Below are 17707 nucleotides of genomic sequence, written 5' to 3' on the forward strand. Positions count from 1 at the left end.
TCCCGGTAGACGACCGGGTTGATAGGCCGGAGGTGGAAGCATGGTAACGTGTGGAGCTGACCGGTACTAATAGGCCGAGGACTTGACCACAAAGCAATCGCACACGCGTGGTTGGTGTGTGCTGCGCCCCTGAGAGTTTGGGGCTGCGCTGCGCTGATTGTGTGTGTTTTGCTCGCGTCCACTAGGCAATTCTGAGACAGCAAACCCTGTGTTTGTGTGTTTCGGAGGGTTACGGCGGTTATGGCGGGAAGGAAACACCCGGTTACATTCCGAACCCGGAAGTTAAGCTTCCCAGCGCCGATGGTACTGCACTCGGGAGGGTGTGGGAGAGTAGGTCACCGCCGGACAATTGTTAGGTGAGGGCGGGAAGAGGACCCCTGTTGGAGGGTTCTCTTCCCGCCCTTTCCGTTTTTGTGCGCTGAAGTCTTCTGATCTTGCGTGTTGCGTGAGATGGGTTGCTGCTGGTTCCGGTGCTGCTGGTTCCGGGTGTTGCTGGTTCTGGTGTTGAAGGGGTGCCGGTTCTTTCCGGTGGTCTTCTCTGGTTGTTCTTTCTGGTGGTGGAAGCCCTCTTGTCTTTGTGTGGTTTCCGCTTGCTGTAGGTGTTGATCTGGGGTTCGTCTTCTGCGGGTGTGGAGAGGGCGGGGCCCGCTTGCGGGGCCTCCCTTCTTTCGGCGGTCTGAAGGAGGCGAGCGCTCTTCCCGTCCTTCTTCTTTGTCATGGACCCTTCATGGCCCCTGGGTGCTCGGGGCAGGGGGTGATCCATATGCTGGCGGGCATGACGGCAGATGCGATGCGGGACCTGGCAGCCGAGTTCTGGCGTTGGCGGCTGGCCACTGTGCAGGATTCGTCCGATGACATCACGCGTGTGGAGCGGCCCGCCGGGTGGGTGGCGGACTGGTCGGGGGACGCGGTCGCCGCTCGGCGCGAGCAGGCGGCCGCGTTCGTGGCCGAGTATCGCAAGCTGGACCTGTCGGATGAGCCGGTCGAGGTTCAGGTGGACGGGCGGTTGCTCGGGTCGGCCCTGGCCCGGGTGCACTGGGAGCTCGACCTGTTGCGTTCGTGGCAGCGCAATCCCTGCTTCTACCTCGACCAAGCGCTGGTGCCGATCTACAACCTGCTGCTCGTCCCGCCGCCGATCGACGGGGAGCGGGCCGAGGCGGTCGTCCGGCATCTCGGGCGGGTTCCCGTGGTGCTGGAGCAGGGGCGGCTGAACCTCGACGGGCATGCTGCGGCGCCGTTCGCGCGGTCCGCGCTCACCCTGCTCGCGACGGCGGGCGACCGGCTGCGGGAGGCGATGACGGCGCTCCTGCCGTTCCTTCCGACGGACGATGGTGCGATAGGCAAGCTGGTCGATCCGGCGGCCGATGACGCGATGGGCCGGCTGGTCGATCAGGCGGCCGATGGTGCGATGGGTCGGCTGGTCGATCAGGCGGTCGCCGCGCTGGCCGGGTATCGGGCGTGGCTGGAGGAGGGGTTGCCGTCCTTCGGAGACGAGACGGCGGTCGGCGCCGAGGCGTTCGGCTTCTTCCTACATCGTGTGGCGCTGCTGCCCTATCCGGCGGCGCGGCTGCGGGACATGGGGCGTCAGGAGTGGGACAGGGCGATCGCGTCCGAGACGGTGCTGCGGCACCGCCATAGTGACGTCCCGCCGCCGTCTCTCCCGCCGGACAGGGAGCGGTGGATCGCCAAGGAGCGGGCCGCCGAGCTGGACGTCCGCCGGTTCTATGTCGAGCGGGGCCTGCTCAGCCAGCCTGAGACCCTGCGTCACTACCGGTTCGCGGCCATGCCGCCGTACCTGGCGCCGCTCACCTGGCTCGGTGTGGAGCACTACGCGGGGTCGCCGTCCAGGGTGGACGACGACGCGCTCCGGTACGTCCGCGAACCGCACGCCGACCTGCCGTACTTCCAGCTCGCCGAGGCGTACGACCCGCGTACCGGGATCGCGCACGAGGGGGTGCACGCCCAGCAACTGGCGCTGTCCTGGCGGCACCCGAACCCGCTGCGCCGCCACTACTACGACTCGGCGGCCAACGAGGGAATCGCCTTTTACCACGAGGAGATGGCGCTGCAGTCGGGGCTGTTCGACGACGTCCCGGTCAGTCAGGTGTTCGTCGCCAACGCGATGCGGTTGCGCGCGCTCCGGGTGGAGGTGGACGTGGCGCTGGCCCTGGGCGAGCTCACCCTGGACGAGGCGGCTGACCACCTGGCGCGGGCGGTGCCGATGGACCGGGAGACGGCGTGGGAGGAGGCGGTGTTCTTCTCGGGCAACCCCGGGCAGGGGCTCAGTTACCAGGTCGGGAAGCTGCAGATCCTCGACCTGCTCGCGGCCTGTTCCCGCCAGGACGGCTTCGACCTGATGGGCTTCCATGACCGGCTCTGGCTGGAGGGCAACGTCCCGATCGCGTTGCAGCGCTGGGAGGTGCTCGGCGCCCGCGATCATCTCGACCAGGCGGACCGGCTCGGTGACGCGCTGGAGGCGGACTCCACGGGCGGCGCCGCAGGGTGACCGGCCCGCGCCGGCGCTCGGCCGCGCGCCCTCTCCCGGTTCCTGGGACGCCCCAGCGCTCTTTGGCACCGCCTCAGCGATCCCTGGGGCCATCCCAAGCGGTCCTGGCATCGCCCCGGCGATCCTAGGGCCGTCCCGGCGATTCCTGGGTCCGTCCCAGTGGTCCTGGGGCCGTCCCGACCAGGGACGTGGGTGCCGGGCCTGAGCCCCCCTGCGGCACCCGCCGTCCCTGACGAAGTGACGGAGGTTACTTGGGCAGCACCACGAGGGCGTCGCCGACACCGCGCTCGACGCCGTCCGAGGGGCGGTTGACGAGCTTGTTGTTCACGACCATGGCGCTGGACCCGCCGCCGTCGAGGTTGATGGCCTGGGTGGCGCCGAGCCAGCGCATGAACTGGGCCGCCTCGGTGAAGTTGGCGCCGATGGTGACGCCGGGCTGGCGGCCGTCGATGGTGGCCAGGATGAGGCTGCCGTTCTTGGTGGTGCCCAGCAGGGTGCGGGGGTGGCGGCGGAGGATCATGTTGACCGAGTCCTGGCCGTCGCGCTTGGCGGTGATCGTGACGTGGCCGTTGCGGACGAGCCCGACGCTGCCGGCGATGATGCTCAGGTCGGGGGTGAGCTTGATGCTCTTGTGGGTGCGGAGGTCCTTGAGCTTGGTGTCGACCTGGACCGTCCCGCCCTCCTGGGCGTGCTCGCTGAGCCAGTCGGCAGCGGTGCCCGAGCCGTGCAGGACGCGGGTGCCCGCCGCGATCGCCGCGCCGGGCGCGCGCACGGCGGTGATCTTGCCCTTGGCGTCGAGCACGACGTCCGAGCCGCCGTCGGCAGGGGTCTTGGCGCCGTACTCCTCGGTGTAGAGGACCAGCTCGTCGGTGGCGGCGGCGCGGTTGACGCCGTTGACCACCAGCTTGCCGCCGTCCTGGGAGATCGCGGTGACGGTGGACGTGATCTCGGTGATGTGCGCGGTACGTCCCTTGAGGACGACGGCGGAGCGGCCGGGAACGGCGTCGCTGAGCAGCTTGCCTCCCACCACCGACAGGCCGACCGGCTCGCCGCGCAGGTTCTTGGCGGTGTGGATGTTGAAGAAGCCGCCGTTGACGGCCACGACCGCGTTCCTGTCCTTGGCCATGGCCGAGACGGTCTCGCGCTTGGCGACGCTGGTGCCGAGGGTGGCGGCGTACGAGCCGCGGAACGTCCTCGCGTCGATCATGACGACCTTGGCGTCCCAGGGGCCGCTGGTCTTCAGGCCGTCGTCGCCGAGGTAGTCGACCTTGGACTTGATGCCGGCGTCCTTGAGCTTCTTGACGGTCTCGGCGGCCTTGTCCTTCTCCTTCAGCGACCACGTGCCGACCCGCACCATGTAGACGACCTGCACCGGCGCGTCGGCGACGGCGGGACGCACGAACTCCTGCAACGTCGCCGTCTCTCCGGCGGCCTCGACCTCGGCGACCTTGGCCTCGGCGGTCGAACGCATGCCGTAGTCGCGTCCGCTCGGCATCAGGACGCTGACCGTGTAGCCGTCGGTGGCGCTTCCGGCCTTCACGTCGTACAAGTCGATGCCTTGCGTGACGCTGGTCTGCGTCTTGGTCGGGGCTTCACGCGCGCCGAGCGGGAATCTGCCCGACGGGAAATTCACCGAAAGCTGGTCGGCGCTGGCAGGCACGGCCGTGGCCGTTAGGGCTGCGGCCATGGACAGGCCGACAGCGAGGGTGCGTCGAGACATGACAACTCCAGAGGGCGGTAATGATCCGCTCCATCCTGGCTTGATCTTGTTCTCGGAGGCGGCGAAACACGCCAAAGGGTTGGGGTGGTTACGAGATTGACATCCGCGAAGGGTGAACTGCCTGCGCGAAGAGTCGCCACGGGGTTACGGTTCGAACAACCGCAAGCCGCACAGCATCTGGGTCCTGTGCGGCTTGCGGCTATTATGGGGACATGACACGCATCTGCATGTGGTGGCGGCCGACAGACGGCCGCTGATTCGCATGCACGGGCCGTCCTCAGGGCGGCCCCGGCGCGTGGCCCCCTCAGGACGTCCGCGATCTGAGGGAGGAACCCATGAAACCCATGGTGCTCACCGGAGACCGCCCGACCGGGCCGCTCCACCTGGGCCACTACTTCGGCACCCTGGCCAACCGCGTCCGGCTGCAGGACGTCCATCCGATGTACGTGCTGGTCGCCGACTACCAGGTGATCACCGACCGCGACCTTCCCGGTGAGATCCAGAGCAACATCACCCAGCTGCTCCTCGACTACCTGGCGGTCGGGCTCGACCCGGCGAAGGTGACGATCTTCCAGCACAGCGCGATCCCCGAGCTCAACCAGCTGCTGCTGCCGTTCCTGAGCCTGGTGTCGGTGGCGGAGCTGGGCCGCAACCCCACGGTCAAGGACGAGATCGCGCACAGCTCGCAGCAGGCGGTCAGCGGGCTGATGTTCACCTACCCGGTGCACCAGGCGGCCGACATCCTGTTCTGCAAGGGCACGCTGGTGCCGGTCGGCAAGGACCAGCTCCCGCACGTGGAGGTGACCCGGCTGGTCGCGCGGCGCTTCAACGAGCGCTACGCCGAGGTCTTTCCGCTGCCGGAGGCCATGATGGGCGAGCAGCCCCTGCTCAAGGGGCTCGACGGCGACAAGATGAGCAAGAGCCGCGGCAACGCGATCACGCTGTCGGCCACCGAGGACGAGACGGCCGCCCTGATCCGCAAGGCGCGCACCGACTCCGATCGGCTCATCACGTTCGACCCGGAGAACCGGCCGGAGGTGGCCAACCTGCTGACGCTGGCGGGGCTCTGCCTGAAGCGCTCACCGCAGGATGTCGCCGACGAGATCGGGGACGGCGGCGCCGCCTCGCTCAAGCGGCTGGTGACGGAGGCGGTCAACGAGTTCCTGCGGCCGATCAGGAAGCGCCGGCAGGAGCACACGGCCGACGACGTCCGGATGGTGCTGCGTGAGGGCAACGTGCGGGCCCGTGAGCGGGCGGTCCGCACACTGGACGAGGTGAGGGCGGCGATGGGGTTCTAGCGAGCGGCTATCGGGTGTCGCGGCGGAAGGACTCCAGGGCCAGCAGCGCCACGTGCAGGGACAGGCAGGACTCGACGTCGTCCAGGTCGGTGTCGAGGATGCGCTCCAGGCGGCGGAGCCGGTCGTAGAAGGCGGGGCGGGACAGGTGGGCTTTCTGCGCGGCGACCGCCTTGTTCCGCCCCGCGTCGAGATATATCCGCAGAATGCGGGTTAGGTCGCCGCCCCGTTGCGCGTCGTGCGCGAGCAACGCCCCAAGCTCGCGCTCGGCGAACGTCTGCAGCCTGGCGTCGTCGCGCAGCAGGTGCAGCAGGCCGCGCAGGCGCAGGTCGGGCAGCCGGTAGAAGGCCCGGCCGTCGGGCTGGCGCACCGCGACGTCGGCGACCTGCTCGGCTTCGAGGAAGCTGCGCCGTACGTCCTTGATGGACTCCACCACCGAGCCCGCCGCGAGCACGAACGCCGAGCCCGCCTTCCACAGCATGCGCAGCCGCTCGGCGAGCGCGGCCAGCGCGGGTTCCGCGCCGGTACGCGGCGGGAGCGGCAGCAGGACGCCGACCCGGTCCTGGTCGAGGGCGCCCACCAGGGCGGGCAGCCGGGCGTCGCGGCAGGCGGCGGCGGTCGCCTCGGCCAGCTCGCCGAGCTGCGCCTGCCCGTCGAGGGCCTGGTCGATCGGGTCGGTCGGGCGGATGACGACGCTGATCAGCTTGCGCCCGGTGAGCGGGACGCCCACCGCCCTGGCGCGGGCGGCGGCCTCGTCGGGGTCGGCGTAGGCGTGGGTGAGGATGCCGGTGATGATCGTGCCGTGCGCCTGCCGTTCCAGCGACTCCTGGTGGCGTTCGAGGAGGCGTCCCAGGGCGAGCGTGGTGGCGGCGCGCTCGGCCAGCACCAGGTCGCGCGGCGTCGGCGACACGTCGCAGATCAGGATCAGCCTGCCCCAGTCCTGGCCGCGGGCGCCGACCGTGGTGACCAGCCAGCCCGAGGCCGGGTCGTACGCGGTGCGTTCGGACGGCGCGACCGCCCGCGACCTGGTCTCCCACCCGGCCAGCAGCGCGCCCGTGTCGCGCCCGGCCGACTCGCACGCCAGCACCTGGTGAGCCAGGTTCTCCAGCAACACCGGACGGCTCGACAGCCGGGCCACCTGGGCGAGCACCTCGGCGGGCGAGGCGCCCTCGACGGACAACTCGGTGAACACCTCGTGCAACTGCTCGGAGGCCCGCAGCTCCTCCAGCTGGATGTCGATGATCCGGGCGCGCACCGACTCGGTGATCTGCACGAACGGGGTCTCGCGGGCCAGCACGATCACCGGCAGCCCGTGCTCCTCCGCCGACTTGACCACGGCGCGCGGCAGCTCGCGGACGAACCTGCGGCCGAGCTCGACGATCAGCCCCGAGGCGCCGACGGACGACAGCTCGGCGATGTAGTCGGCCAGCTTCTCCGGGTCCTCCGGCAGGGCCACGCCCGTGGTGAGCACCAGCTCGCCGCCGCGCAGCAGCTGGGCGATGTCGGCGATCTCGCCGACGTGCACCCACCGCACCCTGGAGTCGAGCCGGTCGGCGCCCGCGACCACGCGCGGGTTGCCCCGGCGCACGGTTTCCAGAGCGAGGACGTCGGCGATGGTGGGGAGCACGGGCAGAGCCTATCCAATCAGCCTGTAAGAGTGGCAATCCAAGCATTTACACATTGATGATGGAAAGTACTACCTGAGGCCCTCTTCGCGAAATTCGCGGACCGGAGCCTGCTCCCGGAGCTCCACCCGCCGGATCTTCCCGGAGATCGTCTTCGGCAGCTCGCCGAACTCCAGTCGCCGCACCCGCTTGTACGGCGCCAGCTCCCGCCGGGAGTGCTCGAAGATCGACCGGGCCGTGGTCTCGTCGGGCTCGAACCCGGGGGCGAGCGTCACGAACGCCTTCGGGACGGCCAGTCGCACCGGGTCGTCGGCGGGCACCACGGCCGCCTCGGCCACGGCCTCGTGCTCCAGGAGCACGCTCTCCAGCTCGAACGGCGAGATGCGGTAGTCGCTGGCCTTGAAGACGTCGTCGGTCCTGCCGACATAGGTGATGTAGCCGTCCTCGTCGCGGCTGGCGACGTCGCCGGTGTGGTAGTACCCATCCCTCATCGCTTCACTAGATCCACCGATATATCCGGACATGAGGCCCATGGGGCGGTTGTCCAGCGGCAGGCAGATCTCCCCGTCCTCGCCGGGCTCGCCGGTGACCGGATCGAGCAGGACGACGTCGTACCCGGGCAGCGGCCGTCCCATCGAGCCCGGCCTGACCGGCTGGCCGGGGACGTTGCCGACCTGGGCGGTGGTCTCGGTCTGGCCGTAGCCGTCGCGGATCGTCAGGCCCCACGCCTTGGCGACCTGGTCGATGATCTCCGGGTTGAGCGGCTCGCCCGCGGCGACGGCCGTCCGCAACGGCAGCTTCCACGCCGACAGGTCCTCCTGGATGAGCATCCGCCACACGGTCGGCGGTGCGCAGAACGTGCTGACCCGCTCGTCGCGGAGCACCTCCAGCAGCGCGGTGGCCGAGAAGCGCTGGTAGTCGTGGACCAGCACGGTCGCTCCCGCGTTCCACGGCGCGAACACGTTGCTCCACGCGTGCTTGGCCCAGCCGGGGGAGGACACGTTGAGGTGCACGTCGCCAGGCCGCAGACCGATCCAGTACATCGTCGACAGGTGCCCGATCGGGTAGGAGGCGTGGGTGTGCTCGACCAGCTTGGGCTGGGACGTCGTCCCCGAGGTGAAGTAGAGCAGCAGTGTGTCGCCGGCCCGTGTCGGGCCGTCGGGGGTGAAGCTCGCGCGGGCCTGACCGGAGTCGTGGTACGGCAGCCAGCCGAACGCGTCACCGACCGCGATCCTGGTGTACTCGCCCTCGCCGAACCTGCCCGCGTCGGCGGCGTTCGCGATCACGTGCGCGACCCCGCCCCGCTCGATCCGCTCGGCGATGTCCTTGGCCGTCAGCAGGGTCGTGGCCGGGATCACGACGGCGCCCAGCTTCATCGCCGCGAGCAGCGCCTCCCACAGCTCGGGCTGGTTGCCCAGCATGAGCAGGATCCGGTCGCCGCGCCGGACGCCCTGCTCGTGCAGCCAGTTCGCGACCTGGTTGGAGCGGGCGGACAGCTCGGCGAAGGTGTAGGAGACCCTTCCGACGATCTTCAGCGCGACGGCGTCGGGGGTCTCGGCGGCGAGCACCCCGTCGAACCAGTCGAGCGCCCAGTTGAACTCGGCGGGCTCGGGCCAGCGGAACTCCTCGCGGGCGGTGGCGTAGTCGGCTCGGAGCAGGAAGTCGCGGGCGGCGCGGAAATCACTCATGCCCAGGATCCTGCTACCTCACCAGCCGCGCCTCAAGACCGTCGAGCACCGAGACCAGCCCGAAGTCGAAGCACATCGCGCGTACGGCCTGCGGATCCTGGTACGCGCTCGCCGTGACGCGCTCCCTGAGGTCGGGGTAGTCGGCGACGAGCCGCTCAACGGACTCGCGCAGGGAGGACTCGTCGATCTGGCCCTGGGCGACCGAGTTGTTCCATGCGACCTCCGGGATCGTCATCCCGAACACGTACGCGGTGAGCGTGGCGTTGGCGTAGTCGATCTCGATCCCTTCGAACCCGGCCAGGCTGAAGCTCCGGCGCATCTGGTCGGTGACCCTGAGCGCGTTGGGCCCGAGGGCGGCGAGACGGCCGATGAGGTCGGCGGTCCACGGATGGCGCAGGATCACCTGGCGCATGCTGTAGGCCACGGCGGACGCGGCGTCGCGCCAGCCCACCGTCTCGGGGGCGGGGACGATCATCTCGCCGAAGACCTCGTCGTAGGCCAGTTCCAGCAGCTCATCCTTGTTGGCCACGTACCAGTAGAGGCTGGTGGCGCCCGCGTCGAGCTTGGCGCCGAGCTTGCGCATGCTCAGCCCGCTGAGGCCCTCGGAGTCGAGCAGCTCCAATGCGGCGCTGACGATCTCTTCGCGGCTGCGGCCAGGGCTGGTGGCCTTGCGGGGCTCGCGGAGCCAGACGGAGGAGAACTGCTTGCCGGTCACACCCCCAGGATAAATGCACTCGCACGCTGTACGAGTTTCGTCGTACAGTGTGCGAGTGGAATCGAACACTGTACGAGACCCCCGCCGTTGGTGGATTCTCGTCGTCCTCTGTCTCTCGCTTCTCGTGGTGGCCATCGACAACACGATCCTCAATCTGGCCATCCCGTCCCTGATCCGGAACCTGGGCGCGACGCCGTCCGACATCCAGTGGATCCTGGACGCCTACGTGCTCGTCTTCGCCGGGCTGCTGCTGACGGCGGGCAGCCTGTCCGACAGGTTCGGGCGCAAGCGGTTCCTGATCATCGGCCTGGCGTTCTTCGGCGGCGCGTCGCTGCTGGCCGTGCTGGCGTCCGAGCCATGGCAGGTGATCGGGGCGCGGGCGCTGATGGGCGTCGGCGGGTCGATTCTGATGCCCTCGACCCTGTCCATCCTGATGACCGTCTTCGACGAGGCCGAGCGGCGCAAGGCCATGGCGGTCTGGAGCGCGGTCGCCATGGTCGGCGTGATCGCGGGCCCCACGCTGGGCGGCTTCCTGCTCGACCACTACTGGTGGGGCTCGGTGTTCCTGCTGAACATCCCGATCGCGGCGATCGCGATCCTCGCCGCCGTGGTCCTGATGCCGGAGACCCGCGGTGGGAGCGAACGCAAGATCGACCCGGTCGGCGTGGTCCTGTCGATCGTGGGCCTGACCTCCGCCGTCTACGTCATCATCGAGCGCGAGTGGAACGTTGCCGGCATCGGCGTGGCCGTCGTCGCCCTGGCCGCGTTCGTGATCTGGGAGCGGCGCTCGGAGCATCCGATGCTCCCGCTCGAACTGTTCAGGAACCGCAACTTCAGCGGAGCGTCGTTCTCGATCCTGCTGATGTCGTTCGGCGCGGGCGCCGTGATGCTGATGCTGACGCAGTACCTGCAGTTCGTGCTGGGCTACGGGGCGATGCAGGCCGGCCTCGCGCTGCTGCCGTACGCGGTGGCGGCGGCCGTCTTCAACGGGCTCGGCGCCGCGCTCGGGCAGAAGGTGAGCAACCGCACCCTGGTCGGGGCGGGGCTGCTGGTGATGGCGGGCGGCTTCGTGGTGATGGCGACGACGACCGGATACCTGCCGCTGCTGATCTCCCTCGTCATCATGGGAGTGGGCGGCGGGCTGGCGGGGCCCTCGGCGTACGCCTCGCTGATGGGCGCGATCCCGATGGAGCACGCCGGCGTCGGCTCGGCCATGAACGACACCGTCCAGCAGGTCGGCATGGCGATGAGCATCGCCGTCCTGGGCAGCGTGCTGGCGGGGGTGTTCACCTCGTCCATGCCCGCCGGGGTGCCCGAGGCGGCCACAGGCTCGATCGGCGAGGCGATCAAGCTCGGCTTCGGCGCGCCCGCCCGTGAGGCGTTCACCCAGGCGATGCACGTCGGCTCGTGGCTGGGCGCCGGGTTCTGCGTGGCCGCCGCGCTGCTCGCGGTGCTGGTGCTGCGCCCGGCCGCTCCCGCCGTCGCCCCCGAGCCGGTCGAGGTGTAGTGCACGGGGCTAGCGGACGCGCGGCTCGCGCATGCTCCGCAGGCTGTCGAGCTTGTGCACCCGCTCGTCGTGGCCGATCTGCCTGAGCAGGTCGGCCACCGAGCGGTAGCGGCCGTACTCGGCGGCGTACGTGCCGGGGTCCGGGACGAACTCCAGGTCGGGGTTGTCGGCGACGAACGTCATGTACTCGTGCTCCGCGTGGTCCTCGAACTCGGCGTTGAGCCGGTAGCTCCAGTCGGGCCTGACCAGGAACAGCACCCAGGAGACGTGGTAGTAGAAGAACGCGATCAGCCACGGCGCGGCCCTGTGCAGCAGCCAGTTCTGCTTGAGCCCGTGGCGCTGGACGAGGTCCTGCATGATCAGCAGGTGCCACTGCTCGTTGTCCTGGTCGGCGCGGGCCTCCACGATGCGCTCGAAGACCCTGCGCGCCAGGGCCGACCGCCCGGCGTGGCGGTGCACGGCCCAGTAGCCCATCCGCTCCCACGCCTGGTACGGGACGCGGGCGATGATCTCCAGCATGGCGAACTTGGTGAAGGAGCCCTGCCGCCCGTAGAGCACGTCCACGGGCTTGAACATCATCCTGGACAGCAGGCTGTAGTTCATCCGCGGGGTGTCCAGCGTGTCCTGCTGGGCCCGGCGGAGCTGGTCGCGGTCGAGCTTGGGCGGGCCGCTGGGGGCCTCGGGGCGGTGGATGGTGCTGACGGTCATGTCCGGTCTCCTCAGGTCATCGGTGGCGATGTCCTGATAGTGCGGGACCGGCCCTGTCGCGGTCGTCGGCCGCGAGTGGGCATTCACCGTGCCTCCCGCGGCGTAGCGCCTGCCCGCCCCGTACGCCTCCAGGCGGACGGGGCATCCCCTAGGGGGCGCCGTGAGGCCCGGCTATTATCCTTATGTCACGACATAAGGTCATTCAGGGTTCTCCCGAATGCGGGAGAGTGACATTGTGTAAGGCGAATTTGTCGTATCACGACACCTTGCCGTTAGGAGCACCAGCTCAAAACCGGGATACTCAAGACATGTCGGAGCTTCTCGCGCGCCACCGGGCAGTGATCCCTAACTGGGTGGCACTCAACTACACCGAGCCCATCGAGATCGTCAGCGGTAAGGGCAACCGCGTCGTCGACGCGGACGGCAAGAGCTACCTGGACTTCTTCGCCGGGATCCTCACCAACATGATCGGGTACGACGTGCCCGAGGTGCGCGAGGCCGTCGAGCGCCAGCTCGCGACCGGCGTGGTGCACACCAGCACGGTCTACCTGCTGCGCGGCCAGATCGAGCTGGCCGAGAAGATCGCCAGGCTCTCCGGCATCCCCGACGCCAAAGTCTTCTTCACCAACTCCGGCACCGAGGCGAACGAGACCGCGCTCCTGCTCGCCACCTACGCCCGCCGCTCCGACCAGGTGCTCGCCATGCGGCAGAGCTACCACGGCCGCAGCTTCGGCGCGATCAGCGTCACGTCCAACCGGGCTTGGAAGAACAACTCGCTCTCGCCGCTCAACGTGCACTTCCTGCACGGCGCCGACCGCCACCTGACCCAGTTCCGCGGCCTGTCGGACGCCGACTACATCCAGGCCTGCGTCGACGACCTGCGCCACGTGCTCGCCACGGCCGTCTCCAACGACGTCGCCGCGTTGATCGCCGAGCCGGTCCAGGGCGTCGGCGGCTTCACCATGGCCCCCGACGGCCTGTTCGCCGCCTACAAGGAGGTCCTGGACGAGCAGGGCATCCTGTTCATCTCGGACGAGGTGCAGACCGGCTGGGGCCGCACCGGCAGCGCGTTCTTCGGCATCCAGAACCACGGCGTGACCCCCGACATGATGACCTTCGCCAAGGGCCTGGGCAACGGCTTCGCGGTCGGCGGCGTCGTCGCCAGGGGCGACCTGATGGACGCCCTGCCGGCCGTCGGCCTGGCCACCTTCGGCGGCAACCCCATCTCCATGGCCGCCGCCAACGCCACCCTCGACTACGTCCTCGACCACGACCTCCAGGCGAACGCGGCCAGGACCGGTAAGATCATCATCGACGGTCTGCGCGAGGCGGCCGGCCGCCTGCCGATCGTCAGGGACGTCCGCGGCAAGGGCCTGATGTTCGCCGTCGAGCTGGAGAGCCCTCAGCAGGCGGCCAGGTTCATGGAGGAGAGCAAGAAGGCCGGCCTGCTCGCGGGCAAGGGCGGCCTGTACGGCACGGCCATCCGCATGGCGCCGCCGCTCACGCTGACGGTGGACGAAGCCATCGAGGGCCTGGGCATCATCGTCAACGCACTCGAAGTCATCAACGCAGAGGCAGCGCAGTGAAGTCAGTCAAGCACTGGATCAACGGAGCCCTCGCCGACGGCGACAGCCGCACGGCCGAGCTCTACAACCCGGCGACGGGCGAGGTCAGCGGCCAGGTCGCGATGGCGTCGGTCGCCGACGTCGACGCGGCCGTGGCCTCCGCCGCGGCGGCGTTCCCCGCCTGGCGAGACTCCTCCCTCGTCAAGCGGGCGCAGGTGCTCTTCCGCTTCCGCGAGCTGATGTACGCCCACCGCGACGAGCTGGCCGCGCTGATCTCGTCCGAGCACGGCAAGGTGCACTCCGACGCGCTCGGCGAGGTGGCCCGCGGCCTGGAGGTCGTGGAGTTCGCCTGCGGGATCCCGCACCTGCTCAAGGGCGGCTTCTCCGAAGGCGTCTCGACGCGGGTCGACTCCTACTCGATCAGGCAGCCGCTGGGCGTCGTCGCGGGCATCACCCCGTTCAACTTCCCGGCCATGGTGCCGATGTGGATGTACCCGATCGCCATCGCCTGCGGCAACGCGTTCGTGCTCAAGCCCTCGGAGAAGGACCCGTCCGCGTCGCTGCTCATGGCGCGGCTCTGGCAGGAGGCGGGGCTGCCCGACGGCGTGTTCAACGTCGTGCAGGGCGACAAGGTGGCCGTCGACCGGCTGCTCGAGCACCCCGACGTGCGAGGCGTGTCGTTCGTCGGTTCCACCCCGATCGCGAAGTACGTGTACGAGACCGGCACCGCGCACGGCAAGCGGGTTCAGGCGCTCGGCGGGGCCAAGAACCACATGCTGGTGCTGCCCGACGCCGACCTCGACCTGGTGGCCGACTCGGCCGTCTCGGCGGGGTTCGGCTCGGCGGGCGAGCGGTGCATGGCGATCTCGGTCGTCCTGGCCGTCGACCCGGTGGGCGACGAACTGGTCCAGAAGATCGTCGAGCGGGTCGGCAAGCTGGTGATCGGGCCGGGCGACGACCCCGAGTCCCAGATGGGGCCGCTGGTCACCGGGGTGCACCGCGACAAGGTCGCCTCCTATCTCGACCTCGGCGTCGAGGAGGGCGCCAAGCTGGTCGTCGACGGGCGCGAGACGGCCGTCAAGGGAGGCGGCAAGGCGTCCGAGACGCCGGGCTTCTGGCTCGGGCCGACCGTCCTCGACCACGTGCCCGCCGGTTCCCGGGTGCACACCGAGGAGATCTTCGGCCCGGTCCTGTCGATCATCCGGATCTCCTCGTACGAGGAGGGGCTGAAGCTGATCAACGACGGCGAGTACGGCAACGGCACCGCGATCTTCACCAACGACGGCGGCGCCGCCAGGCGCTTCCAGAACGAGGTCGAGGTCGGCATGATCGGCATCAACGTGCCGATCCCGGTGCCGATGGCGTTCTACAGCTTCGGCGGCTGGAAGTCCTCGTTGTTCGGCGACACGCACGTGCACGGCACCGAGGGCGTCCACTTCTACACTCGCGGCAAGGTCGTCACCTCGCGGTGGCTCGACCCGTCGCACGGCGGGGTGAACCTCGGCTTCCCCACCAACGGCTGATGTCTCCTGGCAGGGAGGGCATGCGTCCCTCCCTGCCGCGTCCCCCGGTAAGCTCACGCACAGAGTGAGGGGGGCATCGTGAACAGCCGCATATCTGCCATGGCGCTCGTCGTGACAGCCGTGACCGCCAGTCTGGGGGCGGCAGGTCCCAGCCCCAAGGCCACCCCCGCGCCTACACCGACCCCCACGCAGAGCGACGGCACGCTGCAGATCCTCACCTACCGCGGCTACGCCGAGTACGGCGGCACCAGCTCCAAGGTCAACTGGGTGGGGGAGTTCGAGAAGGAGACCGGCTGCCGCATCGCGCGTCTCGACACCTTCCAGACCGCCGACGAGATGCGCGCTGCGGTCAACGCGCGCCCCTACGACGTGGTCTCGGCGGGTCCCGTCCTGGCAGCGGAGCTGATGCAGGCCAAGCAGGTGCAGCCGATCGACCCGGCCAAGGTGACCGGCTACGGTGACCTGGCCAAGCGCTTCCGCGACATGTCCACCCAGTCGGGCAAGGTGTACGGGGTGCCGTACCTGTGGGGGTACCACGAGTTCCTCTACGACGCGTCCAGAACCAAGGGCGGCGACCTGAAGGACGTCTTCGACTCCGAACGGGTGGCCCTCGAGGACAGCCCGCTGACGATCGCCGACGCCGCGCTCACCCTCGACGGCGTCACCGACCCGTACGGGCTGACCGCGCCCCAGCTCAGGCACGCGATCGACCTGCTCGGGCAGCACAAGGGCCGCACGTACTGGCAGGACCCGATCGACCTGGTCAAGGGGTTCGCCACCGGGTCGCTCGACTACGCCCAGGCCACTCCGTACTACCGCCAGCTCCTGCGGAAGGCCGGCAAGGAGGTCAAGGCGGTCAGTGCGAAGAAGACCACCGGCTGGGTCGACTCCTGGATGCTCGGCGCGAACGTCCCCAACGCCGACTGCGCCTACCGCTGGCTGAGCTGGATGACCGCGGCCGACACCCAGCGCGACGCCGCCGCCTGGGTCGGGCTGGCGCCCGCGAACCCCAAGGCGTGCAAGGGCAAGGCCACGGAGGTGTGCGACGCGTACGGGGCCGACAAGCCCGGCAAGCTCGACGGGGTCGCCTTCGCCGTACGGCCGCCCGGGAGCTGCCGTCCCGCTGACGGGGAATGCACTGACTATGCCGCCTGGACGAAACGGTGGAGCGGGCTTGTGGAGTGAGCCGGGGGCTCTCCTGATCTGACATGCCGCGGGCGCGCCCGTCCCCCGCTGGGGGACGCCTGCAGAGACGCCCCGGGCCTTCCCCTCCGCCCTGGGCGTCTCGTGGCGTTTTCCTTTCCCTGCCGTGCGTACCTCTCCCTCTGCTTTCGGCGGCAGAAGTTCGACTGAATGACCAGTCAGTCAGTATGTTTCTCCTCATGAGAATCCTTCTAGTCGGAGCGGGCGGCGTCGGATCAGCGGTGGTCCCCATCGCGGCCCGTCGAGATTTCTTCGAACACATCGTGGTGGCCGACTCCCAACAGAGCCGGGCGGCCCGCGCCGTCTCCGCCGTGGACGACCCGCGCTTCACCGCCATCACACTCGACGCCTCCGACCGCGCGCAGGTCGAGGCGGCGCTTCGGGAGCACGAGTGCGACGTTCTGTTCAACGCCGTCGACCCGCGGTTCACGATGCCGCTGTTCGAGGCCGCCCTGGCGGCCGGGGCCCACTACCTCGACATGGCCATGTCGCTGTCGAAGCCGCACCCGCTCGAGCCGTACAGGCGGCCGGGGCTGAAGCTCGGCGACGAGCAGTTCGCCCGCGACGGCGAGTGGCGCGCGGCGGGCAGGCTGGCGCTGGTCGGGATGGGCGTGGAGCCGGGGCTCGCCGACGTGTTCGCCCGCTACGCCGCCGACCACCTGTTCTCCAGCATCGACGAGATCGGCGTCAGGGACGGCTCCAACCTGGTCGTCGACGGCTACGACTTCGCCCCGACGTTCTCGATCTGGACCACGATCGAGGAGTGCCTGAACCCGCCCGTCGTCTGGGAGGACGGCCAGTGGCGCACCACGGAGCCGTTCAGCGAGCCCGAGGTGTTCGACTTCCCCGACGGCATCGGGCCCGTGGAGTGCGTCAACGTGGAGCACGAGGAGGTGCTGCTCGTCCCGCGGTGGATCCCGGCCAGGCGGGTGACGTTCAAGTACGGGCTCGGCGAGGAGTTCATCGGCGTGCTCAGGACCCTGCACAAGCTCGGCCTCGACAGCGCCGACAAGATCAGGGTGGGCGGCGCCGAGGTGGCCCCGCGCGACCTGGTGGCAGCGAGCCTGCCCGACCCCGCCACGCTCGGCGACAGGATGCGCGGCAAGACCTGCGCGGGGACGTGGGTGAAGGGCACGGGCAAGGACGGCGCGCCGCGCGAGGTCTATCTCTACCACGTGGTCGACAACGCCTGGTCGATGCGGGAGTACGGCTCGCAGGCCGTGGTCTGGCAGACCGCCGTCCACCCGGTGGTGGCGCTCGAACTGGTCGCGAACGGCGTCTGGAAGGGCGAGGGTGTGCTGGGGCCCGAGGCGTTCGACGCGGTGCCGTTCCTCGCTCTGCTGGAGGAGTACGGCTCGCCGTGGGCGATGCGTGAGGCCGCCGCCTAACGCGACGGGAACGCGACCACGGTCGCCATCGGAGCGGGAATCAGCGCCTCGGCGCAGTCGTGACAGGCCATGACGGCCGAGTCGTCAGGGAAGCGGCCGACGCGGACCCGCGGCCTGGGCCACTTCTTGTGGCAGACCACACAGGCGTCGCCGTCGCGCTGGGCGCAGCTCAGGCCTTCAGGGTCGAACGTCACCGTGCTCTGTGTCGTTCCTGTCGGACCCCAGTTCATCACGCTCCCCGCGACGATCATCCACCCGTATACC

The 17707-nt window shown here is 69.4% G+C and carries 14 protein-coding genes and 2 rRNA genes; 10 read left to right on the forward strand and 6 right to left on the reverse strand.

Annotated features, from left to right (window positions below; all coding sequences use genetic code 11):
• The 4 genes from ABT294_RS11265 to ABT294_RS11280 form a co-directional block, all read left to right on the forward strand.
• A 23S ribosomal RNA gene (locus ABT294_RS11265) occupies window positions 1-90 on the forward strand; the annotation flags it as partial.
• A 140-nt stretch (window positions 91-230) separates the two neighbouring features.
• Window positions 231-347 (forward strand): 5S ribosomal RNA (rrf, locus tag ABT294_RS11270).
• 108 nt (window positions 348-455) lie between these two features.
• A complete protein-coding gene (locus ABT294_RS11275; protein WP_350805173.1) occupies window positions 456-599 on the forward strand; it encodes a hypothetical protein in 144 nt (47 codons plus the stop codon).
• A gap of 176 nt (window positions 600-775) precedes the next feature.
• Window positions 776-2506 carry a DUF885 family protein gene (locus ABT294_RS11280; protein ID WP_350805174.1) on the forward strand — a complete coding sequence of 577 codons (1731 nt, stop codon included), beginning with the start codon at window positions 776-778 and terminating at the stop codon, window positions 2504-2506.
• 247 nt (window positions 2507-2753) lie between these two features.
• Here ABT294_RS11280 and ABT294_RS11285 read toward each other — a convergent pair whose 3' ends face one another.
• On the reverse strand, window positions 2754-4226 hold the full coding sequence (locus tag ABT294_RS11285; protein ID WP_350805175.1) for a phosphodiester glycosidase family protein: 1473 nt from the start codon (window positions 4224-4226) through the stop codon (window positions 2754-2756).
• Window positions 4227-4561: 335 nt separating this feature from the next.
• Between ABT294_RS11285 and trpS the strand changes: the two genes are divergently transcribed.
• On the forward strand, window positions 4562-5524 hold the full coding sequence (gene trpS / locus ABT294_RS11290; protein ID WP_350805176.1) for a tryptophan--tRNA ligase: 963 nt from the start codon (window positions 4562-4564) through the stop codon (window positions 5522-5524).
• 7 nt (window positions 5525-5531) lie between these two features.
• Here trpS and ABT294_RS11295 read toward each other — a convergent pair whose 3' ends face one another.
• The 3 genes from ABT294_RS11295 to ABT294_RS11305 form a co-directional block, all read right to left on the reverse strand.
• Entirely contained in the window at window positions 5532-7148 is a 1617-nt protein-coding gene (locus ABT294_RS11295; protein ID WP_350805177.1) for a PucR family transcriptional regulator, read from the reverse strand.
• 69 nt (window positions 7149-7217) lie between these two features.
• Window positions 7218-8834 carry an AMP-binding protein gene (locus ABT294_RS11300; protein ID WP_350805178.1) on the reverse strand — a complete coding sequence of 539 codons (1617 nt, stop codon included), beginning with the start codon at window positions 8832-8834 and terminating at the stop codon, window positions 7218-7220.
• A 13-nt stretch (window positions 8835-8847) separates the two neighbouring features.
• The gene (locus ABT294_RS11305; protein WP_350805179.1) at window positions 8848-9549 is read right to left on the reverse strand and encodes a TetR/AcrR family transcriptional regulator; all 702 of its coding nucleotides are present in this window, start codon (window positions 9547-9549) and stop codon (window positions 8848-8850) included.
• Between the two features lie 55 nt (window positions 9550-9604).
• Between ABT294_RS11305 and ABT294_RS11310 the strand changes: the two genes are divergently transcribed.
• Entirely contained in the window at window positions 9605-11056 is a 1452-nt protein-coding gene (locus ABT294_RS11310; RefSeq protein WP_350805180.1) for an MFS transporter, read from the forward strand.
• A 9-nt stretch (window positions 11057-11065) separates the two neighbouring features.
• On the opposite strand, the gene ABT294_RS11315 is transcribed toward ABT294_RS11310, so the two are convergent.
• Window positions 11066-11764: an alternative oxidase gene (locus ABT294_RS11315; protein WP_350805181.1), complete on the reverse strand. Its 699-nt coding sequence runs from the start codon at window positions 11762-11764 to the stop codon at window positions 11066-11068.
• A 308-nt stretch (window positions 11765-12072) separates the two neighbouring features.
• On the opposite strand from ABT294_RS11315, the gene ABT294_RS11320 reads away from it, so the two are divergent.
• From ABT294_RS11320 to ABT294_RS11335, 4 genes are all read left to right on the forward strand, one after another.
• A complete protein-coding gene (locus ABT294_RS11320; protein ID WP_350805182.1) occupies window positions 12073-13350 on the forward strand; it encodes an aspartate aminotransferase family protein in 1278 nt (425 codons plus the stop codon).
• Entirely contained in the window at window positions 13347-14852 is a 1506-nt protein-coding gene (locus ABT294_RS11325; protein WP_350805184.1) for a CoA-acylating methylmalonate-semialdehyde dehydrogenase, read from the forward strand. Before ABT294_RS11320 ends, ABT294_RS11325 begins: the two co-directional genes overlap by 4 nt.
• Before the next feature lie 78 nt (window positions 14853-14930).
• Window positions 14931-16037, forward strand: a complete 1107-nt coding sequence (locus ABT294_RS11330; RefSeq protein ID WP_350805185.1) for an extracellular solute-binding protein — start codon at window positions 14931-14933, stop codon at window positions 16035-16037.
• A gap of 197 nt (window positions 16038-16234) precedes the next feature.
• Window positions 16235-17443 (forward strand): saccharopine dehydrogenase family protein, encoded by a 1209-nt coding sequence (locus tag ABT294_RS11335; protein ID WP_350805186.1) that lies wholly within the window; start codon window positions 16235-16237, stop codon window positions 17441-17443.
• Here the strand turns inward: ABT294_RS11335 and ABT294_RS11340 are convergent.
• Complete coding sequence (locus ABT294_RS11340) at window positions 17440-17673, reverse strand: hypothetical protein (protein WP_350805187.1); 234 nt, start codon at window positions 17671-17673, stop codon at window positions 17440-17442. The two genes, ABT294_RS11335 and ABT294_RS11340, sit on opposite strands and share 4 nt — an antisense overlap.
• Window positions 17674-17707 lie beyond the last annotated feature (34 nt).

This window comes from Nonomuraea sp. NPDC000554 (assembly GCF_040300065.1).
GTDB lineage: Bacteria > Actinomycetota > Actinomycetes > Streptosporangiales > Streptosporangiaceae > Nonomuraea.